We start from the raw sequence: 21,733 nt of genomic DNA on the forward strand, positions 1-21,733 counted from the left end.
TCATTCGGCAGCGTTGATCACGGTCCGCGTCGGGAAGGGGATATCGACCCCGGCCTCGTCCATGGCTTCCTTGACCGCGCGCTTCATGTCGGTGGTGAAGGCGAAATAATCCGAAGATTTGACCCAGACACGGACGAGGAAATCGACCGAGAAATCGCCGAGATTGTTGACCTGAATAAACGGCTCCGGCTCGGTCATCGCCCGCGGATCGGCCATGATCGTCTTGCGGATCACCTCTTCGGCGGTTTTCAGATTGGCACCATAGCCGACGCCAAAGGTCCATTCGGCGCGCCGCGTTTGGTTTGTGGAATAGTTGGTGATGATATTGCCCCAAACCTGTGAGTTCGGCACGATCACCTGCACGTTCGACAGATCGGCAAGCTCGGTAAAATTGAGCGAAATATCCTTCACAGTGCCGGATTTGCCCGCAACCTCAACAAAATCGCCGTTTTTGAAGGGGCGAAACAGGATGATCATCACACCTGCTGCAATATTCGACAATGTACCCTGCAAAGCCAGACCGATGGCCAGACCCGCGGCACCGATGACGGCGACGATAGATGTGGTCTGAATGCCGAAGGTGTTGAGGATGATCAGAATGGTAAAGGCCAAAACGGCATAGCGCGCGATATTGGCGAGGAAGTTGAACAGCGTGTCGTCGAGGCTTTTGTAGCGCGCACCGATGGCGCGAATGCGGCGCCCGACCCAGCCCGAAATCATCATGCCCGCGATCAAAAGGAGCAGGGCGCCAAGGATAGAACCGGCAATCCCGGCAAGGAATTCAAGCGACAGGTAATCGCCCACCGTATGGCCGTTGTAGATTTCGTAATTCAGAAGTTTTTCAAACATGTGCCGCTGCCTCGTCCATTTTTTCTGCCAGTGCGATGTCTTTCGCGGTCAATCCGCCCGCATCATGGGTCGAAAGCGTGACTTCGACCGTGCGGTACACATTGCGCCAATCGGGGTGGTGATCGCGTTTCTCGGCGATAAGCGCAACCCGTGTCATAAACCCGAAAGCTTCGATAAAGTTCCGAAATACATAACGTTTTTCAATCGCGGTTCCGTCGGAACTTTCCGTCCAGCCCTGTGTCAAAAGCGGCGCAAGCGCCTCTTCGCGGGCTGTGCCTTTTAAAAGCTCAGTCATGATCTTCCTCCTCGGGGGTGGATTTGAACGGGCCATAGGAGGTCAAAACCTCGACCTCCTCGGCCACGGCGGCGCGTTCGGCCACAAGATACTCTTCCACAGCGCGGGCAAATCCCGGATCGGCAATCCAATGCAGCGAATGCGTCGTGTTGGGCAGATAGCCGCGCGCCAGTTTGTGTTCGCCCTGCGCGCCCGCTTCGACACGGCGCAAACCTTGGGCGATGGCATAGTCGATGGCCTGATAGTAGCAGAGTTCGAAATGCAGGCTCGGGTGATATTCGGTACAGCCCCAATAGCGCCCGAAAAGCCGCGTGCGCCCGATGAAATTCAACGCCCCGGCGATGGCGCGCCCGTCGCGGATCGCCAGAACCAGCAACACATCGTCGCGCATCGTGTCATGCAACTCATCGAAAAACGCCCGCGTCAGGTAGGGCGTGCCCCATTTGCGCCCGCCGGTGTCTTGATAAAACGTCCAGAACGCATCCCAATGGTCGGGTTTGATGTCGTCGCCGGTGAGCTGGACGATCTCGCCGCCAAACCCCTGCGCCTGTGCGCGTTCCTTGCGGATGTTCTTGCGCTTGCGCGACGAGAGGGCGGCGAGAAAATCGTCAAACGTCGCGTAGCCTGCGTTGTCCCAATGAAACTGCTGCCCGGTGCGATGCATCAGCCCCATGGTCCTCCCTGCCGCAACCTCGTCGTCGGCGCAAAACGTCAGGTGCAGGGAACTGAGGCGGTTTTGCTCCGCCACCTCGACCGCGCCTTGCACAAGTGCCGCCTGACCGACGCTCTCGAACCCCGGTCGGGTCAACAATCGCCGCCCTGTCACCGGAGTAAACGGCACGGCGATCTGGAGTTTCGGATAATACCGCCCGCCCGCGCGCTCATAGGCATGGGCCCAGTTGTGATCGAAGACATATTCGCCCTGGCTGTGGCTTTTGGCATACATCGGTGCGACGGCGATCACCTGATCCTCCGCCCGTGCCACCAGATAGCTCGGCTGCCAGCCGGTTCCGGGGCCGACCGAGCCGGAGCGTTCGAGTGCCATCAGGAACCGGTACGTGACAAACGGGTCCTCGGGCCGCCCCTCTCCCGGTGCGGCGCAGGTATCCCAGTCCTCGGGGGGCATTGCCCCGAGGCTGTTGATCAGGCTGATCTCGATCTGGTCCGTCATGAAAATCCTGCGCGCCACGTTCGGTTAGAAACTGGCACGCAGGTTCCGGGCGTCAAGTCGGCAGGTAGCCCTCGAAGGTGATATTCTCCGCGATCTCGCGGGCCTGAGCCTCGTCTTCCGGGCTTTTGATCGTCCAGCACAGAATATGCGCACCCGCCGATTTCAACTCGGTCACACGCGGCGAGGACAGGTCATCCCATTGGTGCGAAATGAAACAGGCACCCACCCGGTCATAATCCGGAATGTCCCGAAGCTCGGCCCGTCGTGCAGCCGGGACCAATTCGTCCTCCCGATTTGCCCAAGCGCTTGTCGTCAGACCGCGTGGAATATCGGGGCAGAGCTCGGCGAGTTTTGCGACCGAATGCGGGTTGAAGGACATGAGCGCCACCGGTCCCTTATAGTGCGCAAGCGCCCGCGCCGCAGCCTCTTCCAAGAGGCCGATCTTGGGGCCCATGGCGCCGTCCTGATCCTTTACCTCGATCAAAAGCGGCACTTGCCCGGCGACGGCATCGAGCACCTGTCCGAGTGTCGGCACTCCGACCTCACCGGTCTTGAAGCGCAGCTCCGCAAGTTCGGTGACATTGCGTTGGGCGAAAGGCCCGGAGCCCTCGGTCAGGCGGTGCAGGCTGTAATCGTGGAACACCATCGCCTCGCCGTCGGCGGACAGCTGGAGGTCGATCTCGATCCCGAACCCGCTGGCAATGGCGGTTTCGATGGCTTTCATATTGTTTTCGGCGCGGGTGTGATTGCCATCGTGCAAAGCGCGATGGGCAATCGGGGCCTTGAAAAAGGCGGGATCAAGCGTGGGCATCAGACCAGCTCGAAAATCGCTTCGATCTCGACCGCGACGCCTCGCGGCAGGCTGGCGGCGGAGACGGCGGAGCGGGCATGGCGTCCGGCCTCGCCAAGAACGGCGACCATGAGATTGGAAGCGCCGTTGACCACCTGCGGCTGTTCGATGAACTCGGCCGTAGAGTTGACGAACCCCACCAGTTTCACCAGCCGTTTCACCTTGGAGAAATCCCCGCCCACGGCGGCGTTGGCCTGCGCCAGAAGCGCCAGCGCACACCGCTCGGCGGCTTTTGCCCCGGCCTCGGTGTCGAGATCGGCCCCGAGCTTGCCGCAGATCAGCCCTTCAGGATCGGCGGAGATCTGGCCGGAGATGAAAAGCTGCTGGCCGCTCTGCACGAAAGGTACGTAATTGGCGGCGGGGGCAGGAGCGTCGGGCAGGGTGTGGCCGAGATCGGCGAGTTTGGCGGAAAGGTCCATGGTCAGTCCTTGGGTTCGAGTCGTCTTGATGCGCCGTCAGTCTTCGCGGAAGGCGCGCGTGAAGTAATCTGTGAGCGGTTTCGTCAGATAGGCAATGGGCGAGCGCTCCCCCGTTGCCATATAGGCCTCAACCGGCATGCCGGGAATAAGCACCGAGCCATCGGGCAGGCGCGCGCGTTGATCCTCAGAGATATGAATGTCGGCACGATAGTAACTTGCACCTGTGGCTTCATCCGTGAAAGCGTCCGGCGAAATACGGGTCACCTGACCTTCAAGTTCCGGTGTAGAGCGTCGGTTGAAAGAGGTAAAGCGCAGCCGCACCGGTTGGCCGGGATAGATCTGATCGACATGAGCCGGGCTGAGGGTGGCGGTGATGATCAGCGGACGATCTTGCGGCACGATGTACAGCACGGGCTGCGCGGGCTGAATCACGGCTCCGGGGCCGAAGACGGTCAGGTCAAAGACCACACCCGCAACAGGTGCGCGGATGTCGAGCCGGTCGAGCCGTGCCCGAAGCGCGCTGCGCTGCTCGCGCAGGTTGCCGATCTGGGCCTGAATGTCGCGCAACTCCGTGATGGCGCTCTCGCGCCGGTCGCTGCCCGCCTTGAGGATTTGTAACTCGATCTCGGTGATCTGCACCCGTGCCTGCGCCTGCGACGTATCGATGCGACCGATTTCGGCGGCAAGGCTCACCGCATCCCGGCGCAAACCGATCACCCGGCTTTGCTGAGTGAGGCCGCGGTCGAGCAGGGCGTTTTGCGCGGCGAGGTCTTCTTCAAGCAATTCAAGCTGTGCGGTCAGGGCGGCTTTCTGGCGGCCAAGCCCGTCGATCTGGACCTTGATCTGGCTGCGCTGCTTGTCGAACTGGCCGATCTCCGCCCGCGCCGTTTCGCGCCGGGCGGTGAACAGGTCGCGCTGTCCTGTGACCGAATGGGCCACTTGCGGGTCCTCCGCCATCCGTTTCCTGAGGTCTGCGGGCAGGGTGATCGCATCTGCACCATCTCGTTCGGCCTCAAGACCCGCGGCGCGAGCGATATATTCGAAAAGCTGGGTCTCGATCAGGGCAAGCTCGCTCAGATATTCGTCCGGCGACAGAGAAATCAGGAGCGTCCCTTTGCGCACCGGATCGCCCTCGGAGACATGCACGGCAGCCACTTCGCCACCGTCGCGATGCGCCACGGCCTGACGGTTTTGTTCCACCTGAACCTGTCCGGTCGCGACGACGGCCCCGTCGATCCGGGCGAAAACCGCCCAGCCGCCAAAACCGCCGATCAAGAGCGTGACGCACAGCAGGCCGAAGAGCACGATGCGGCGGGCGGGCCATGTCGCGGAGTGGGACTTGGCGGGCGGGCTCATTGCACACCCCCCATGTTTGAGGTCGGGCCGTTTCGGGAGCCGGTCTCAGTCCGGGCGTTCTGAATCTCGGTGGAATTCTTCACCATGTCGGACAGCACCTGATCGCGCGGACCGAAGGCACGGCGCATGCCGCCATCCAGCACAAGGAGCTTTTCGCATTCCTGAATGGCCGATGGGCGGTGCGCCATGATCAGCACGGCGCCGCCGTCCTTCTTGTGACGGCGGATGGCGGCGTTCAGGGCGAGAGAACCGGTGTTGTCGAGGTTGGCGTTCGGCTCATCGAGAATGACGATCACCGGATCGCCGTAAAAGGCGCGCGCGAGTCCGATGCGCTGCATCTGCCCCCCGGACAAAAGCCCGCCCGACGCAGCCACCGGCGTGTCGTAGCCTTCGGGCAGCGACAGGATCAGCTCATGCGCATCGGCCTTTTTCGCGGCGGAGACGACGGCCTCGGCATCGGGCGCGAGCGACAGTTTGGCGATGTTTTCGGCAATCGTGCCGTCGAAAAGCTGCACCTGTTGCGGCAGGTAACCGATGTAATCGCCGAGCGCTTCGGGGGCATATTGCGACAGTTTCGCGCCATCGAGCCGTATCGTGCCGCTGGCCGGTTGCCAGACCCCGGTCAGGGCGCGCGCTAATGTCGATTTCCCGGCCCCCGAAGGTCCGATCACGCCCAAGGCCTCGCCAGGGTTCAGATCGAAACCGATCATCCGGAGCGCGGCCTGCGGTTGCCCCGGCGGAATGACGGAGAGCTGATGCACCGTCAGCAGTGCGCGTGGGCGCGGCAGTTCGGTGCGGGGCTCCGGTTTGGGCGTTTTGCCCAGAAGTTCTGCCAGATCGGTCCAGCCCTGCTGTGCCTGTTGCACGATGGTCCATTGCCCGATCAGCAAATCGACGGGTTGCAGTGCCCGGCCCAGAAGGATGGAGCTCGCGATCATCGCGCCCGGCGTGATCTGACGTTCGAGCACGAGCCAGGCCCCCATGGCCAGCATGGAGGATTGCAGGAACAGACGCAGGGTACGGGACGCGGCGGCGAAACCGTGGGTCGTGTCCTCGCTCGTGACCGTCTTTTCAAGGGCGATGTCACGCATCCTGAGCCAGCGCCGATAAGCGGTCTCGCGCATGCCAAGCGCGGTGAGGGATTCGGCGGAGGCGCCTATGCGGCTGGCGGTCTGGCTGGCCTCGGCTTCGGCGCGGATCATCGCGTCCTGTGCGGGTCTGGCGAGGGTGCGGTGCCACAGCGCGACGGCGGCCAGAACCGCGCCTCCACCCGTGGCCAGAAGTCCGAGAGAGGGATGAAACAGCGAGATCCCCAGAAGAAAGATCGGGGTGAATGGCAGATCGTAAAGCGCGGCAAAAGCCGTGGAGCCGAAAAACCGGCGCAGAGCAGAGAGCTGGTCCATGGCGCGGCCCTTGCCGGCCTCGCGCGGGGTCATCGCGGCACGGGCAAGGGCGGCGTGGAACACCCGATCTTCAAGTGCGCTCTGAAACCGCGCCCCGATCCGCGACAAAAGCCGCGCGCGGGTGCCGTCGAGCAGGCCCATCATCAGGTAGAGAAAGCCGACGATCGCGAACAGCGCAAGCAAGGTGGCCTCGGACCCGGAGCCGAGCACCCGATCGTAGACCTGCAACATGAACAGCGGTCCGGTGAGCATCAAAAGGTTGATGCAGATGGAAAACAGCCCGACAGCCCAGAACAGGTTACGCGATTCTCTGCGAGCGTTGCGCAGCTCCCCTTGTCCGATGCGGCTGTGTTCACTCATGTGGCTGTCTTGTCCGGTTTTCGCGATATATGCGGGGTTGGACAGGCTTTGCCGCGCAACCGTGCACACTCTGTTGAAACTATGTCACAAGCTCATAACACCTGGAGGGTTAATATTGGGCTTTCATCCGTGTCATACTATCTGGGCATATATCTTATGACGGGAATGGCCTGTCACGTCCCGAACCGAAAGTCTGTTCATGATGCGAGTTCTCCAAACCCGGTTCACGCCGTCGATCGCCGCCCTCTCCCTCGGTGTGCTGGCGGGATGCGCCGCCGCGCCACAAACGGGCGGAATCAACGATCCCTATGAGGATGTGAACCGCAGCTGGCATGAGACCAACGTGGCGCTCGACCGTGCGGTGATCAAACCCGTTTCGACCGCCTATGGCACGGTGGTGCCCGACCCGCTGCGCAAGGGGCTGTCGAATGTTTCCGACACGCTGGGCATTCCGGGCACTGTCGTGAATGACGTGCTGCAATTGCGATTCGGCGATGCCCTGCACAACACGGCGCGTTTCGCGGTCAACGCCACGGTCGGTATCGCCGGGTTGTTCGATCCGGCCACCGGCATGGGGCTCGAGGAACGCGATTCCGATTTCGGCGAGACGCTTTACACCTGGGGTGTGGGTGAGGGGGCCTATGTCGTGCTGCCGGTTTACGGACCGTCGACGGAGCGCGATGCGTTCGGCCTGATCGTCGATATGGCGCTGGATCCGGTGGGCAACCTTTTGGGCAACCCGGAGAAAAGCTATAAGACGGGGCTGAAAGTCGCCGATCTGGCCGATACACGCTATCGTTACTCGGACCTCTACGAATCCGTGCTGTATGACAGCGCCGACAGCTATTCCCAGATGCGCCTGACCTATCTCGACAATCGCCGCTATGAGCTCGGCACGCCGATCGTTGCGGGCGCAGAGGGGGCGGAGCAGGCCACGACCTATGACATTTACGAGGACTTCTATGAGTGACTTCGGGTTCACACGCCGCATGACTCTCGCTGCGCTCGGCGCGGCTCTGGTGCTGCCCCGTGCGGCGCTGGCCTTTTCCGCATCGCAGGCGGAGGCGCTGATCGGCAAGGCCGTGGCGGATATCAACACCATCATCAATTCGGGCAAGTCCGAAGCGGCCATGTATGTCGAATTCGAGAAGGTGCTGGTGCGTTATGCCGACATGTCCAACATCGCGCGCTCGGTGCTCGGCCCGCCTGCCCGTTCCGCCTCGGGCGCGCAGTTGAACGCGTTCACCAAGGCGTTCCAGACCTATGTCGCCCGCAAATACGGCTCGCGCTTTCGGGAATTCATCGGTGGCAAGATTCAGGTCAACAGCACCCAGCAGATCAACTCGATCTATGATGTGCGTTGCACTGCGATCCTGAAGGGCGAAGCGCCCTTCGACATTTCCTTTATCGTGCACGATAAGGCTGGCAAGTTTATCGATTTGCAGATCGAAGGGATTTCGTTGTTGAAATCCGAACGGGCCGAAATCGGGGCGATGCTCGACAAGGCCGGTGGGTCGATCGACAAGCTGACGGCGACACTGGCCTGATCGAAACGGAAAAGATGGAATGAAAAACGCGCCCCGGGAGGCGCGTTTTTTGTTCAGTTGCCGTTGCCGAAAATCGCGCCCAGCAGATCGAGCAGCACATTATCGGCCTTGTTGTTGCCGCGCTGGCCGTTGCCCGAAGGCTGCACCCGTTGCACCGTGGGCGGCGCGGCGGGGCGGATCATCGGCAGGGGTTTGGGTTCGAGGCCGTTTTGCACCTCTGCCATGGTGCGTTGCCATATCTCGGCCGGAAGGCCGCCGCCGGTGACACCGGTCAGCGGAGAGTTGTCGTCGTACCCCATCCAGACGCCCGCAACGTAATCGGCGGTAAAGCCCATGAACCAGGCATCGCGCGCGGCCTGCGTCGTGCCGGTCTTGCCCGCGACCTCATAACCCGGGATTTGCGCCCGCGCGCCGGTGCCGGACTGGACGGCGTTGTACATCATGTAAATGAGCTGCTGGGCGCTATCCGGTGTAATGACCCGTTCGCCGAGCCCGCCTTCCTGTCCCATCAGTGGCGTGCTGTCGCCTTTGAGGCGCAGGGATTTGAGCCCGTAGGGCGACACGGAAGAACCGCCGTTCAGGATCCCGGCATAGGCTCCGGTCATCTCCAGAAGCGTGGATTCCGAGACACCGAGCGCCAGAGCCGGGCCTTGCGCCAGATCGCTTTCGATCCCGAAGCTCGACGCCACGGTGCGCACATTCTCAAGCCCCGCATCCATCGCCAGCTCGACCGCCGGGATGTTGTAGCTGTGTTTGAGTGCGTCGGTCAGGGTCACGGCACCATGGAACTTGCGGTCGTAGTTCTGCGGCGTCCACGGGCCGGAGCCGGGGATGTTCAGCGTGATCGGTTCGTCCACCACCACATCGTCATAGGACCATCCCATGTCCAACGCCGTGGCATAGACGAAGGGTTTGAAACTTGACCCGGGCTGGCGTTTCGCCTGTGTCGCCCGGTTGAAGGCGCCCGAGACCTTGAGCTTGCGCCCGCCCACCATGGCGCGCACAGCCCCGTCGGCGGACATCACCACGATGGCGGCCTGCGCTTCGGAACCTTCCTTGATCTTGTTCTCGAAAATCCAGGTGAGCGCCTCTTCGGCCGCGCTCTGGATGCGTTGGTCAAACGTGGTTTCGATCACCACGTCCTCGGTGGTGTCGCGGGTGAGAAAATCCGGCCCCGCACCCATGACCCAATCGGCAAAATACCCGCCCGCGCGTTTCTCGGCCGTTTCCGACAGTTCGGCGGGATGCGCCTTGGCATAGGTGCGTTCCTCGTCGGTGATATAGCCCTGCTCGTTCATCAGCAGGAGAACGATCCCCGCGCGTTCCTGCGAGCGTTGCAGGTTGTTCGTTGGCGCATAGCGGGTCGGGGCTTGCAACAGGCCCGCGAGCATGGCGGCCTCTGAGATGTTCACCTCGGCGGCGGATTTGCCGAAATAACGCTGGGCGGCGGCCTCGAACCCGTTCGCACCGGCCCCAAGATAGGCGCGGTTCATGTAGATCGAGAGGATCTCGTTCTTGGAATAGCGCGCCTCCATCGCCATGGCGAAGACCATTTCCTTGATCTTGCGCGCAATCGTGGTTTCGCGGCAGTCGTCCTCGTATTCGGTCTGGGTCTTCCACGTTTTCGGATCGTAGGGCACGCCGAGACAGAGAAGTTTCGCGGTCTGCTGCGTCAGGGTCGAGCCGCCGTGGCCGGACAGCGGGCTGCGCCCCTCCGACATGTTGATACGAATGGCGGAGGCGATGCCGCGCGGGCTGACGCCGAAGTGACGATAGAAGCGTTTGTCCTCCGTGGCGACGATCGCCTCTTTCAGATAGGGCGACACGGTGTCGGCGTTGATTTGCCCGCCGAACTGTTCGCCACGCCAGGCAAACACCGATCCGTCACGATCCAGCAGTGTGACCGAGCCACGCGCCCGTCCGTCGAGAAGCGAGTCATAGGGCGGCAGGCTCGAGTAGAGGTAGAACACCGCGATGCCGACGATCACCACAAGCGCGATCCCGGCCCGTGTCAGGGTGATCCAGATCAGTCGCCAAAGCCCGGCAATCAGGCGCACAAAGATGTTCGACGAACGCTTGCGCCCGCGCGTCGCACGCGGCTTTTTCGGCGCTTTCGGTTTTTGCGGCGCCTTGGGCTTTGTCTGGTGTTTTTGGGCCTTCTGGGTCGCGGGATAGCGTTTATCCGCCACCAGCCTGGGCTTTCCCCGGTTTGGTCCGGTCATGTCTTTTGCTCGATCTCGATCCGTTCTTAATTGCCGTGAGTGTAAAGACTTGGGCCGCAGATGTTGAGGGGAAAGTTGAGACGAAACGAGTCGCCTTTGCCCATTTATTTTGCGCTTATTTTTTAACCTTGATGCACAAAATGTATAATTCTTGAGCAGGGGCGCCTACAAATGACACACCCCTCCTGCGCGGATTCCTTGTGAAGCAACTCTTAACATCGTTTTGCTGACCCCGTGGCTGTCTTTCGGACGCCGCCCGCTCAAACGGAAGGGGAAAAACGTGAAACTCATTATTGCTGCAATCAAGCCGTTCAAGCTTGAAGAAGTCCGCGAAGCACTCACCGGTATCGGTGTGCGCGGCATGATGGTGACGGAGATCAAGGGTTTTGGCTCGCAATCCGGTCACACCGAAATCTACCGCGGTGCAGAATATGCCGTGAACTTCGTGCCGAAGGTGAAGCTCGAGATCGTTGTCGCCGATGCGATGGCCGATCAGGTCGTTGAAACCATCGCCAGCACCGCCAAGACCGACAAGATCGGCGACGGCAAGATTTTTGTCCTCGACGTGGAAGGCGCGACGCGCGTCCGTACCGGCGAGACCAACGACGACGCGATCTGATCGCGCTACCCGAAACGAAAGGGACTTGAGACACATGAAACTCACCAAATATCTCCCGCTCGCGGCTGCGCTGATCGCGCTCCCTGCCGTGGGTTTCGCGCAAGACGCGGACGTGACCCCGCCGAACGAAGAAATCGGCTATATCTTCACCACCTTTATGTTCCTCGTCACGGGCTTCCTCGTGATGTTTATGGGCGCGGGCTTCTCGATGCTCGAAGCGGGCCTCGTCCGCTCCAAAAACGTTGCCATGCAGCTCACCAAAAACATCGCGCTCTTCGCGATTGCCGGTGTGATGTACTATATCGTTGGTTACAACCTGATGTACCCGGGCGATGCCTGGTCCATCACCAACGTGCTCGGCGCCTTCTCCATGACCGGGCTTGAGCCGGTCGGCGGCTCCGCTGACACCGATCTGACCTATGCCTCCGTGGGTTCGGATTTCTTCTTCCAGCTGATGTTCTGTGCCACCACCGCGTCCATCGTGTCCGGTACGCTGGCTGAGCGCATCAAACTCTGGCCCTTCCTGATCTTCACCGTGTTCCTGACTGGCTTCATCTACCCGATCGAAGCGTCCTGGAAATGGGGCGGCGGCTTCCTCGATGCAAACTACGGTTTCCTCGACTTCGCCGGTTCCACCGTTGTGCACTCCGTGGGTGGCTGGGCTGCTCTGGCCGGCGCTCTCATCCTCGGCCCGCGTATCGGCAAATACAAAGACGGCAAAGTCACGGCTTTCCCGGGCTCCAACCTGCCGCTCGCTGCTCTGGGTACGTTCATCCTGTGGCTCGGCTGGTTCGGCTTCAACGGTGGTTCCCAGCTCTACATGGACACCGCTGGCAACGTGGCTGACATCTCCCGCATCATGGCGAACACCAACACCGCTGCTGCCGGTGGTGCGATTGCCGCGATGATCGTGACCCAGCTGATTTACGGCAAAGTCGACCTGACCATGGTCCTCAACGGTGCACTTGCTGGCCTCGTGTCCATCACCGCCGAACCGCTGACCCCGGGTCTCGGTGCTGCAACCCTGATTGGTGCCTTCGGTGGTGTCATTGTTGTCTTCGCGGTTCCGCTCTTGGACAAGCTGAAAATCGACGACGTCGTCGGCGCCATCCCGGTTCACCTCTTCTGCGGTATCTACGGCACCATCGCCGTGGTCTTCACCAACCCCGATGCGACCCTCGGCGGTCAGCTGATTTCTATCGTGATCGTCGGTGTCTTCACCTTCGTGGTCTCCGCCATCGTCTGGTTCATCCTGAAAATGGTCATGGGCATCCGCGTCTCCGAAGAAGAAGAGATCATGGGTCTCGACAAAGCGGAGCTCGGCATGGAAGCCTATCCGGAATTCTACAAAGGCTGATCCCTTCCTCAGTCTGAAAACCGACCCGGGCGTCACAAGCGCCCGGGTTTTTTGTTTCTTTCGGGGCGACAGCTTCGTCCTAACCTTTTCTCAACCATGCTGGCCTAGACCTGTCTTCGACCCTCTCAAACGTCGAGGCCCCGATGCTGCGCAAGACCTGCGTTTTGTTGATGATCCTGCTCTGGCCGCTCTCGCTTCTGGCCGAACCTGTGTCGCTTTTGCGGCCCAGCGGGCAGGCTTGGGATCTGGATCGGCAGCCTTTGGTGGTCAATCTGCCGCAACCGCTGTCCACGCCCTTGAGCGGTGCCGAAAGTTTCGGTCCGAGCCTGTTTGCCGGACGGGTCGAGGGCAGTTTCTTCGAGCCGCTGCCGCCGCGTCCGGAGGCACGTGCGAGGATCAGGGGACTTGCCCATGCGTCTGCGGATATCCTGCGCATCCGGGCGCTGATCGGTCGGGCGGAAAGCCCGCGTGACGGCTACGATGCGGTGCAGCATGGGGCGACGCGCAGGCCTGCGAAGAAACCGACGCAGATGACGCTGGGCGAGATTTTCGCATGGATCGACGCCACACCCGGCCAGCCTCATGCCATCGGCTATTATCAATTCATCCCCTCGACGCTTGCAGCACTCGTCACCGAGCTTGATCTCGGGCCGGAGGTGATCTTTACCCCCGCGGTTCAGGACCGGTTGGCGGACATCCTGCTGGCCGATGCCGGTGTCTATGAACTGCGCGCGGGGCAAATCACGCGGCACAGTTTCATGAACAATCTGGCGAAAATCTGGGCCGGTCTACCGACCGCCTCGGGCAAGTCGCATTACCATGGCTACGCCGGCAACAAAGCAACCATCACATGGGCCGAGTTCGACCGCGCCATGGCGGAGGTCTTTCCCGGATAAACGAAAACGAGCGCCCCGAAGAGCGCTCGTCTGAATGACAGGGGAGGAGGCGCTTACTGGGCCGGAACCTTTTTCGGCGCACCGGTTGCCATGTCGGTGCCGGTGTAGCCTTTGCCCGCCGCCTTCCATGCGCCAAAACCGCCTTCCATATGGCCGACCGGGCTGATGCCTGCGGCGGCACAGGCCATGGCGACCTTGCCGGACCGGACGCCGGAGCCGCAATGGAAGATGATGCGCTTGCCTTCCTGAGACGGCAGTTTTTCGGCAGAAAAGAAGGACAGCGGCAAAAGCAGCGCGCCCGGGATATGTTCGAATGCGTATTCCTGCGGAGTGCGCACGTCGATCAGGGCAATTTCATTCGCCTCAAAGGCTTCGGCGACCTCGTCAACGGTCCAGGTTTCGAAATTCAGCCCGTCTACGGTTTCAGTTTTCATGGCGTTTCCTTTTGTATTCGTCCGATGTGGATATATGCGTATTGATGCATGTAAGAGTCATCTTATCGTGACGCGATGCGACATTTTAAATCTAGCATGGAAACCACGAAAAAAGCGCGCCGAAGCGCGCTTTCAATCTCGAAATTTTGCATATGTTCACTTGCAGGTCTTGGCAATCGCCTCGGCCAGAAGCGGCACGGTCTCGGCATTGAGACCGGCAATGTTCATTCGCGAATCGCCGACCATATAGATGCCAAATTCCTCGCGCATCGTGAGCACTTCCTCAGGGGAGGCGCCGATGCGGGAGAACATGCCGCGGTGACGGGCGATGAAATCGAACCGGTCGCTGTTGGTCAGGCGTTTCAGCTCATCGGCGAGCTGTTGGCGCAGGCCCAGCATGCCAAGACGCACCTCTTCGAGTTCCGCCATCCAGTCGGCCTTGAGCGCCTCGTCATTCAGGATCATCGTCACCAGACGTGCGCCGTGATCCGGCGGGAAGGAATAGTTCTGGCGGTTGAGGAAGTTGAGCGTGCCTTGGGTCACGGCGGTCTGCTCGGCCTTCTCGGAGATCGCCATCAGGCAGCCGGTGCGCTCGCGGTAGATGCCGAAGTTTTTCGAGCACGAGGATGCCACCAGAAGTTCCGGCAGTTTGGAGGCCAGCAGACGGGTCGCCGCCGCATCGTCCTCAAGCCCGTCGCCAAAGCCCTGATAGGCGATGTCGACAAGCGCGGTCGCGCCTTTCTCGGCGATTAGATCGGCCACGAGACCGTATTGCTCCAGCGTCAGGTTCGCGCCCGTCGGGTTGTGACAGCAGCCATGCAGCAACACCACATCACCCGCTTTCAGCGCCTTGAGGCTCTCCATCATCGCATCGAAGTCGACGGTGCAGGAGGCCTCGTCGAAATAGGCGTATTCGGCGTGGTTCAGATGCATGAACTTGATGATCGACACGTGGTTCGGCCAGGTCGGGTTCGAGGTCCAGACGGTGGTCTCCGGATCGACGAGCTTGGCAAGTTCAAGCGCCTGACGCACGGCACCGGTGCCGCCCGGCGTCGCAATCGCACCCACGCGGGCATGGTCGACCGAGTCGCCCAGAACCATGGTCTTCATCGCCGCGCCAAAGGCCGGATCGCCAGAGAGCGCGGTGTAGCTCTTGGTGGTTTCCTCGTCCCAGAGCTTTTTCTCAGCCGCCTTGATTGCGCGCATGATCGGCGTATGGCCGGTCGCGTCCTTGTAGACGCCGACGCCAAGGTCGATCTTGGTCTCGCGCGGATCTTCGCGGTAGAACTGCATCAGTTGAAGGATTTTATCCGCCGGTTGCGGTTTCAGAGTGCTCAGCATTACGCCTCTCCAGTTGCGACTTTCAGGTCGCCATACATGCCCCATTCCGCCCAGGATCCGTCGTAAAGCGAGAAAGGTACGCCAAGACGGGTGAGCGCGAGGCCCAAAATCGCGGCGCTCGCCCCCGACCCGCAGGTGGTGATCGCCGGTTTGCTCAGATCGACGCCCGCGTTTTCGAAAATACGGCGCAGCGCCTCATTGGATTTCAATGTGCCATCGGGATTCAGAACCTCGGGAAACGGCACGTTGCGGGAATTCGGGATATGGCCGGAGGCAAGCCCGGGACGCGGTTCCGGCTCTTCGCCTTTGAACCGACCGGCAGAGCGCGCGTCGATAATGACGTAATCGCCGAGTTTTGAAGAGGCGGCCACCTGCGTCACATCGCGGACCAGCTCGGGCCGGGTTTCGACCACCATGTGCCGGTCGCGGATCACAGGCGGGATGTCGGTGAGCGGGCGGCCTTCGGATTTCCATTTCGGCAGACCGCCGTCCAGAACGGCGACATTGTCCTGTCCGAAATATTTGAACATCCACCAGACGCGCGGCGCGGAGAAAATCCCGGAGGTGTCATAGACCACAACCTGATGCCCGTCGCCGATGCCGAGCGCGCGCATGCGGGACATGAATTTCTCAACAGGCGGCAACATATGCGGCAGATTGGAGCGCAGATCGGCCACCTCGTCAATATCGACAAACCGCGCACCGGGAATGTGTTCGCGCTCGTATTCGGCGCGACAATCGCGCTTGTCGGCGGGCATGTACCAGCTGGCATCGATCAGCCTGAGCTCTGGCGCCTTGAGGTTGTCGGCAAGCCAGGCGGTGGACACCAGTGTTTTCGGATCGCTCTCGGGCATGTGACCTCTTTCGGTCCTGAAGACAGTCGTTCCTGCCTTAACGTTACCGGCTTGCGGGTGCAAGCGATGCGAGGGGCACAGGTGGCTTGCCGGGACACAAAATGTCGTGCGGAGGTGAAAAGCGCTCAGTCGCCGTGGCGCAAGAGCCGTTGCTTTTGACGGCCCCAGTCGCGTTTCGCCTCGGTTTCGCGCTTGTCGACGTTCTTTTTGCCCTTGGCGATGCCGAGTTTGATCTTCACCTTGCCGCGATGGTTGAAATACATCACCAGTGGCACAAGCGTCATGCCCTGACGCCCGGTGGCCTGCCAAAGCCGGGCCAACTCGCGCCGAGACACCAGTAACTTGCGCTTGCGGCGCTCTTCATGCGGGAACATCGCCTGTTCATAGGGGGCGATATAGGCGTTGGTCAGCCAGAGCTCGCCATTATCGACCGAGGCATAGCTTTCGGCGATATTGGATTGCCCGGTGCGCAGAGATTTGACCTCGGAGCCGGTGAGTATGATGCCGCATTCTATGTCATCCTCGATGGCATAGTCGTAGCGCGCGCGCCGGTTCTCGGCGATCACCTTGTAGTTCTTTTCTTCCGGGGTCTGTTTTTTCTTGGCCATAGTGGAACGTCAGATAGGCGTTCGGCGGCCATCTGTCCACTGTTCCGGCGGGAGGAAATCTGGCAAAACACGACGAAATATGACCGGAGCCCTTATGTTTCTCCAAATCCTTGTCGGAAGCGGCCTTATCCTCCTGTCGGTCTTCGTGGCCGCTTTGGGTTTTCTGATGCTCGAACTGGTGCTGCAACGGGCGCACAACTGGCTGATCCGCGAACCGCACCGTCCGAAATTGGCGCTCGTGCTCTTCGGCGCGGTGATGGCCGTGTTGTGGATGATCACGGCGGGGGTGTGGATCTGGGCGGTTGCGTTTCGTCTGTTGGGGCTGTTCGTGCATTTCGAGGAGGCGCTTTATTTCTCTCTCGAATCCTTCACGACACTGGGGTTCGGCGATTTGCTCTTGCCGGAAAAATGGCGTCTTCTCAGTGGCTTTGCCGCGACCAACGGGCTTTTGAACATTGGCATGATGACCGCGCTTCTGATGGAAGTGCTGCGCCATGTCCGACGCACCCAAATCGAAAGCCGACATATGTAACGAAAAGGGGCCGCAAAGGGCCCCTTTCCAATCCGAAAACAGTGATGTTCAGAGCAGCCCGGCGTGTTCCATCGCCGATTTGATCGCGGCTTTGGTCTCGTCCGACAGCGGCGTCAGCGGCAGGCGCACCTCGTCGGAGCACAGTCCCAGAAGCGACATTGCGTATTTCGCGCCGCACACACCGGGTTCAAGGAAGATCGCGAGGTGCAGCGGCATCAGCTTGTCGGTGATTTCGAGCGCTTTCGCGTAATCGCCCGCCTGCGTGGCGGCCTGCATCTCGGCACAAAGCTTCGGCGCGACGTTGGCGGTCACGGAGATACAGCCGACACCGCCATGGGCGTTGAACCCAAGCGCCGTGGCATCCTCGCCGGAGAGCTGACAGAAATCAGGCCCGCAGGCGATGCGGGTTTTCGGCACGCGGGACAGATCGCCGGTGGCATCCTTGACGCCGACGATGCGCGGCAGTTTCGCAAGCTCGGCCATGGTCGCGGTGGTCATGTCGATCACCGAACGGCCCGGAATGTTGTAGATCACGATCGGCAGGTCGGCGGCGTCGTGCATCGCGGTGAAATGCGCGATCAGGCCTTTTTGCGTCGGCTTGTTGTAATAGGGCGTCACCACGAGGGCGGCGTCGGCACCGACTTTTGCGGCATGGCGGATCAGGTTCAGCCCCTCGGCCGTGTTGTTCGATCCGGCGCCCGCAATGACCGGCACGCGGCCCGCGGCGGTCTCGACCACGATTTCGATCACCTGCTGGTGCTCGGCATGGCTGAGCGTCGGAGACTCGCCCGTGGTGCCGACGGGCACGATGCCCGATGAGCCTTCGGCGATATGCCACTCGACCAAGCGTTTGAGCGTCGCGACATCCAGCTCGCCGTTCTTGAACGGCGTCACCAGTGCAGGAATGGATCCTTTGAACATCGTACGCTCCTTTTTCGCAGTGAGGGTCTCAGGTCATTCGCGCCCTGAGTCGCCCGTGAAAGTTCCGGCGGAAACTAGCCGCCTTCGCGCCGGTTCACAAGAATCTGTGTTGCTGTCCTGCGCGCGCGCGTACATCCTTGGGAAAAACCGAGCAGTCCCCACAAGATACCCCGAAGGCCCAGATCCGATCATGATCAAGAAGACCGCCATGAAGACGGCTTATGCATTTGTATTCGCAGCATTTTCTGCAATGTCCGCCACCGCCTCTCCCGAATCGGATGCGCTGACGCGGGCCAATGCGGCATGGGCGGAGGGCGATTGGCGACTGGCGCGTGAGGAAGCCCGCGGGATCGGGCGCGACATCATCGACTGGCAATACCTGCGTATGGGGCGTGGCACATTCGCCGAGTATCGCGATTTTCTGAAAAGCCATGCGGATTGGCCGGGTCTGCCGCTTCTGGCGGAAAAGGGGGAGGCGGTGATCCCGACCGATGCCGACCCGCGCAGCGTGATCGACTATCTCACGGCCTATCCGCCGCAAACCGGCGCGGGTGCGCTGCGTCTGATCGCGGCCTATGAGGCGCTTGGCCAGTCCGCCGACGCCCAGGCCGAAGCCGCACTGGTCTGGAACACGCTGGCCTTGAAAGCCGAGGAGGAACAGGTCCTTCTGGCGCGCTATGGGGCGATCCTGAAATCGTCCCATGTGGCGCGCGCCGAGATGTTGCTCTGGCGGGATCGGTTCCGGGACGCGGAGCGGCTTGTGCCGAACCTGCCCGCGGGCTGGGACAAACTCATCGCCGCCACCGCCGTTCTGGTGCGCGACGAGGCGGGCGTGGACGAGGCGATTTCCGCCGTGCCGACGAGCCTCGCCGATCACCCGGTTTTGGCGCACGCGCGGTTCGAATGGCGGGTGCGTCGCGGGCGCAACGAGGATGCGGTGACGCTCTTGCTGCAACAGTCGGCGCCCGAGGGCTTGGGCAAGCCCGAGGTCTGGAGCGACCGCCGCCGCATGCTTGCGCGCCAGATGATGCGCGACGGCAAGTCACAGATCGCCTATACGGTCGCCGCCCGCCATGGGCTGACCCCGGACCAGAGCGACTATGCCGATCTCGAATGGCTCGCGGGCTATGTCGCGCTGCGCTATCTCAAGGAGCCGGGCAAGGCGCTCGATCATTTCAACCGCTTCCGCATGGCGGTGAGCACGCCGATTTCTCTGGGCCGCGCAGGCTATTGGGAGGGGCGCGCGCTCGAAGCCATGGGGGCGAAGGACGATGCCGCCGCCGCCTATGCTTTTGGCGCGCAGTTCCAGACCTCGTTCTACGGTTTGCTCGCGGGGGAGAAAATCGGCCGCTCCCTCGATCCGGCCCTGACCGGCGAGATGCGCTTTGCCGATTACAAACAGGCGTCCTTCATGGGATCCTCTGTGCTCAAGGCCGCATTGTTGCTTGAAGAGGCCGGGGATTTGCCGCAATCCGCGCGTTTCATGCGTCATCTGGGCGAAAGCCTCTCGCCGCAGGAGTTGGGGCAATTGGGCGATCTGGCGCTCGATCACGATCCCTACCTTGCGGTTCTGGTGGCGAAATTCGCCGCCGATCAGGGCATTGTGCTCAATCGCGCCTATTACCCGCTTCATGCGCTCGCGAAGGCCGATCTTCCGGTCGAGCCGGAACTCGCCATGGCCATCGCGCGGCGCGAAAGCGAATTCTACCCCATGGCGCAGAGCCACGTCGGTGCGCGCGGTCTGATGCAGCTCATGCCGCGCACCGGGGCCGCGATGGCGGAAAAGCTGGGGATCGAGGGCTATACCGACGGTCAGCTCTTCGATCCGATCGTCAACGCGCGGCTCGGCTCCGCTTATCTGGCGCAGCTCGAAGAGGAGTTTGGCAACAACGTCATGCTCATCGCAGTCGGCTACAACGCCGGGCCGTCGCGCGCCCGCGACTGGATCACCCGCTACGGCGATCCGCGCACGGGCAAGGTCGATCCGGTCGATTGGATCGAACACCTGCCGTTCCGCGAGACCCGCAATTACGTCATGCGGGTGGCCGAGAGCCTTCCGGTCTACCGCGCGCGTCTGCACGGAGAAACCGGGCCGATCCACCTGTCGAAAGAGCTTGCGGCGCGTTAAGCGCCCCGCACCTTGCGGGCGCGCAGGAAGGTGAACACGCCTGCGGCGACCACGATCGCCGCGCCGATCACGACATTGCTTCGGATCACGTCGCCAAAGACGAACAGCCCGAGCACGGCGGAAAACGGCAGTTGCAGATAGGCAAAGGGCTGGATCGCGGAGGCTTCCGATAGCTCATAAGCCTTGATCAGCAGGTAATGCGACGAGATCGAGGTCACACACAAAAGCCCCATCCAGAGCCAGTCCGTCGGAAGCATCGCTTCCCAGTACCAGACGCCGATCAGCGTGGTGACCACGGCACCCGCGATCCCGGTGTAGACAAAGGTCACATCTGCGCTGTCGAAGCGGGCGACATAGCGGTTGAGCAACCCGTAAAGCGCGAAACAAAAGGCGGCGGCGATGGGGAAAATCGCGTTGAGGGAAAACACGCCGCTGCCCGGCTGGATGATGATCATCACGCCGATGAACCCGACCGCGACCGAGGCCCACCGCCGCCAGCCGATATGTTCACCCAGCACCGGCCCGGACAGGGCGGTGATCAAAAGCGGGTAGGCGGCAAAAATCGCGGGCGCATCCACCAGCCCCATGCGCACGAAGGCGGTGATCATGATCAGCACTTCAAAGGCCAGAAGCGCACCGCGAAAGAATTGCAGGCGCGGGTGTGCCGAGCGCAGCACCGAGGCGAGCCGACCCTTGCGGGCCGCGAGCAACAGGACAAACCCCGCGAAGACCCAATAGCGGATCATCACGATCATAAAGACGTTATACGTCCCTGCGAGATGGCGGGAGATGCCGTCCTGCATCGCAAAGATGAAAGTCGCGGCGATCATCAGCCAGATGCCGAGCGCCGGGTTCTGTTTCGTCATGGTTTTGCCCCTTGGCTCATGTGACGTTTGCGGCCAAAACCAGGCGTGCGTTCGACGGCGAACCCCGCGTCGGTGAGTTTCTGACGCACATGGCCTGCTGCCGTATAGGTCGCGAACGTGCCGCCCTTTGCCGTGTGCCGTCCGACCTCACGCATCAGCTCTTCACCCCAAAGCTCCGGGTTCTTCGCGGGGGAAAACCCGTCGAGGAACCACGCATCTGCCTGACCGTCCCAATCGGCGAGGGTCTCGCGCGCATCGCCGATTCTCACCTCGACCTCGATTTGCCCCAACCGGAACCGGCGCTCACCTGTCTCCCATGCCGTTAAAAACGGTTTCGCAATCGCGGCGGCCTCGGGAAAAGCCTCAAGCGCCGTGGCAATGTCGGCGGCGGTCATCGGAAACGCCTCGAACGAGGTAAATCGCACCACGCCCGGCCCCTGCCAGATCAGCGCCAGTGCCAACATGTTGAGCCCGGTGCCGAACCCCAGCTCGGCCACCTGAAACCCGTCGCAAAGCCGTGCGGGCAGGGCATTTCCGGCAAGGAAAACATGTCGCGTTTCCTCAAGCCCGTTGCCGAGCGAGAAATAGGGATCGTCGAACTGTGTGGAGACAGGGATTTTCCCGTCACGCCATGCGATGCTGGCTGTCTGGTCGTTGGTCATGGGATGGCTTATGAGGGGATCGGTTTTGGCAGACCATGCTTTG

Annotated in this window: 22 protein-coding genes; 7 read left to right on the forward strand and 15 right to left on the reverse strand. The window is 61.4% G+C overall.

Annotated features, from left to right (window positions below; all coding sequences use genetic code 11):
• From V1475_RS05365 to V1475_RS05395, 7 genes are read right to left on the reverse strand one after another with little or no spacing between them, the layout of a single operon-like run.
• Complete coding sequence (locus V1475_RS05365; protein WP_479411923.1) at positions 1–849, reverse strand: mechanosensitive ion channel family protein; 849 nt, start codon at positions 847–849, stop codon at positions 1–3.
• The gene (locus tag V1475_RS05370; protein ID WP_479411924.1) at positions 842–1,144 is read right to left on the reverse strand and encodes a 4a-hydroxytetrahydrobiopterin dehydratase; all 303 of its coding nucleotides are present in this window, start codon (positions 1,142–1,144) and stop codon (positions 842–844) included. Before V1475_RS05370 ends, V1475_RS05365 begins: the two co-directional genes overlap by 8 nt.
• On the reverse strand, positions 1,137–2,315 hold the full coding sequence (locus V1475_RS05375) for a GNAT family N-acetyltransferase (RefSeq protein ID WP_479411925.1): 1,179 nt from the start codon (positions 2,313–2,315) through the stop codon (positions 1,137–1,139). Before V1475_RS05375 ends, V1475_RS05370 begins: the two co-directional genes overlap by 8 nt.
• Before the next feature lie 52 nt (positions 2,316–2,367).
• Positions 2,368–3,126 (reverse strand): glycerophosphodiester phosphodiesterase family protein, encoded by a 759-nt coding sequence (locus V1475_RS05380; RefSeq protein WP_479411926.1) that lies wholly within the window; start codon positions 3,124–3,126, stop codon positions 2,368–2,370.
• Positions 3,126–3,584, reverse strand: a complete 459-nt coding sequence (locus V1475_RS05385) for a RidA family protein (protein ID WP_479411927.1) — start codon at positions 3,582–3,584, stop codon at positions 3,126–3,128. The genes V1475_RS05380 and V1475_RS05385 overlap by 1 nt, the downstream gene beginning before the upstream one ends.
• Before the next feature lie 36 nt (positions 3,585–3,620).
• Positions 3,621–4,940, reverse strand: coding sequence for an HlyD family type I secretion periplasmic adaptor subunit (locus V1475_RS05390; RefSeq protein ID WP_479411928.1), 1,320 nt, complete (start codon positions 4,938–4,940; stop codon positions 3,621–3,623).
• Positions 4,937–6,703, reverse strand: a complete 1,767-nt coding sequence (locus V1475_RS05395; protein WP_479411929.1) for a type I secretion system permease/ATPase — start codon at positions 6,701–6,703, stop codon at positions 4,937–4,939. Before V1475_RS05395 ends, V1475_RS05390 begins: the two co-directional genes overlap by 4 nt.
• A 199-nt stretch (positions 6,704–6,902) precedes the next feature.
• On the opposite strand from V1475_RS05395, the gene V1475_RS05400 reads away from it, so the two are divergent.
• Both V1475_RS05400 and V1475_RS05405 read left to right on the forward strand, forming a co-directional pair.
• Complete coding sequence (locus V1475_RS05400) at positions 6,903–7,673, forward strand: MlaA family lipoprotein (RefSeq protein ID WP_434289466.1); 771 nt, start codon at positions 6,903–6,905, stop codon at positions 7,671–7,673.
• Positions 7,666–8,250, forward strand: coding sequence for an MlaC/ttg2D family ABC transporter substrate-binding protein (locus V1475_RS05405; protein ID WP_434289464.1), 585 nt, complete (start codon positions 7,666–7,668; stop codon positions 8,248–8,250). The genes V1475_RS05400 and V1475_RS05405 overlap by 8 nt, the downstream gene beginning before the upstream one ends.
• A gap of 53 nt (positions 8,251–8,303) precedes the next feature.
• Here the strand turns inward: V1475_RS05405 and V1475_RS05410 are convergent, their stop codons facing one another.
• Positions 8,304–10,472: a transglycosylase domain-containing protein gene (locus V1475_RS05410; protein WP_479411930.1), complete on the reverse strand. Its 2,169-nt coding sequence runs from the start codon at positions 10,470–10,472 to the stop codon at positions 8,304–8,306.
• A gap of 280 nt (positions 10,473–10,752) precedes the next feature.
• On the opposite strand from V1475_RS05410, the gene V1475_RS05415 reads away from it, so the two are divergent.
• The 3 genes from V1475_RS05415 to V1475_RS05425 all read left to right on the forward strand — a co-directional run bounded on the left by V1475_RS05415 (position 10,753) and on the right by V1475_RS05425 (position 13,344).
• Positions 10,753–11,091 carry a P-II family nitrogen regulator gene (locus tag V1475_RS05415; protein WP_434289460.1) on the forward strand — a complete coding sequence of 113 codons (339 nt, stop codon included), beginning with the start codon at positions 10,753–10,755 and terminating at the stop codon, positions 11,089–11,091.
• A 34-nt stretch (positions 11,092–11,125) separates the two neighbouring features.
• Entirely contained in the window at positions 11,126–12,448 is a 1,323-nt protein-coding gene (locus tag V1475_RS05420; RefSeq protein ID WP_479411931.1) for an ammonium transporter, read from the forward strand.
• A gap of 143 nt (positions 12,449–12,591) precedes the next feature.
• Positions 12,592–13,344, forward strand: a complete 753-nt coding sequence (locus V1475_RS05425) for a lysozyme family protein (protein WP_479411932.1) — start codon at positions 12,592–12,594, stop codon at positions 13,342–13,344.
• A gap of 53 nt (positions 13,345–13,397) precedes the next feature.
• On the opposite strand, the gene V1475_RS05430 is transcribed toward V1475_RS05425, so the two are convergent.
• The 4 genes from V1475_RS05430 to smpB form a co-directional block, all read right to left on the reverse strand.
• Positions 13,398–13,778, reverse strand: coding sequence for a rhodanese-like domain-containing protein (locus tag V1475_RS05430; RefSeq protein ID WP_434289455.1), 381 nt, complete (start codon positions 13,776–13,778; stop codon positions 13,398–13,400).
• A 156-nt stretch (positions 13,779–13,934) separates the two neighbouring features.
• The gene (locus V1475_RS05435; protein ID WP_479411933.1) at positions 13,935–15,119 is read right to left on the reverse strand and encodes an amino acid aminotransferase; all 1,185 of its coding nucleotides are present in this window, start codon (positions 15,117–15,119) and stop codon (positions 13,935–13,937) included.
• On the reverse strand, positions 15,119–15,973 hold the full coding sequence (gene sseA, locus V1475_RS05440) for a 3-mercaptopyruvate sulfurtransferase (protein WP_479411934.1): 855 nt from the start codon (positions 15,971–15,973) through the stop codon (positions 15,119–15,121). Before sseA ends, V1475_RS05435 begins: the two co-directional genes overlap by 1 nt.
• A gap of 125 nt (positions 15,974–16,098) precedes the next feature.
• Positions 16,099–16,581 carry an SsrA-binding protein SmpB gene (gene smpB / locus V1475_RS05445; protein WP_434289449.1) on the reverse strand — a complete coding sequence of 161 codons (483 nt, stop codon included), beginning with the start codon at positions 16,579–16,581 and terminating at the stop codon, positions 16,099–16,101.
• Between the two features lie 94 nt (positions 16,582–16,675).
• Between smpB and V1475_RS05450 the strand changes: the two genes are divergently transcribed.
• Positions 16,676–17,113: an ion channel gene (locus V1475_RS05450; protein ID WP_479411935.1), complete on the forward strand. Its 438-nt coding sequence runs from the start codon at positions 16,676–16,678 to the stop codon at positions 17,111–17,113.
• A 48-nt stretch (positions 17,114–17,161) separates the two neighbouring features.
• Here the strand turns inward: V1475_RS05450 and dapA are convergent, their stop codons facing one another.
• A complete protein-coding gene (dapA, locus tag V1475_RS05455) occupies positions 17,162–18,034 on the reverse strand; it encodes a 4-hydroxy-tetrahydrodipicolinate synthase (protein WP_479411936.1) in 873 nt (290 codons plus the stop codon).
• A 190-nt stretch (positions 18,035–18,224) separates the two neighbouring features.
• Here dapA and V1475_RS05460 point away from each other — a divergent pair, with 190 nt between their 5' ends.
• On the forward strand, positions 18,225–20,162 hold the full coding sequence (locus V1475_RS05460) for a lytic transglycosylase domain-containing protein (RefSeq protein WP_479411937.1): 1,938 nt from the start codon (positions 18,225–18,227) through the stop codon (positions 20,160–20,162).
• On the opposite strand, the gene V1475_RS05465 is transcribed toward V1475_RS05460, so the two are convergent.
• Complete coding sequence (locus V1475_RS05465; protein WP_479411938.1) at positions 20,159–21,028, reverse strand: DMT family transporter; 870 nt, start codon at positions 21,026–21,028, stop codon at positions 20,159–20,161. The two genes, V1475_RS05460 and V1475_RS05465, sit on opposite strands and share 4 nt — an antisense overlap.
• Positions 21,025–21,690 (reverse strand): tRNA (5-methylaminomethyl-2-thiouridine)(34)-methyltransferase MnmC2, encoded by a 666-nt coding sequence (gene mnmC2, locus V1475_RS05470; protein WP_479411939.1) that lies wholly within the window; start codon positions 21,688–21,690, stop codon positions 21,025–21,027. The genes V1475_RS05465 and mnmC2 overlap by 4 nt, the downstream gene beginning before the upstream one ends.
• Between the last annotated feature and the right edge of the window lie 43 nt (positions 21,691–21,733).

It is taken from the genome of Celeribacter sp. SCSIO 80838 (assembly GCF_056498065.1).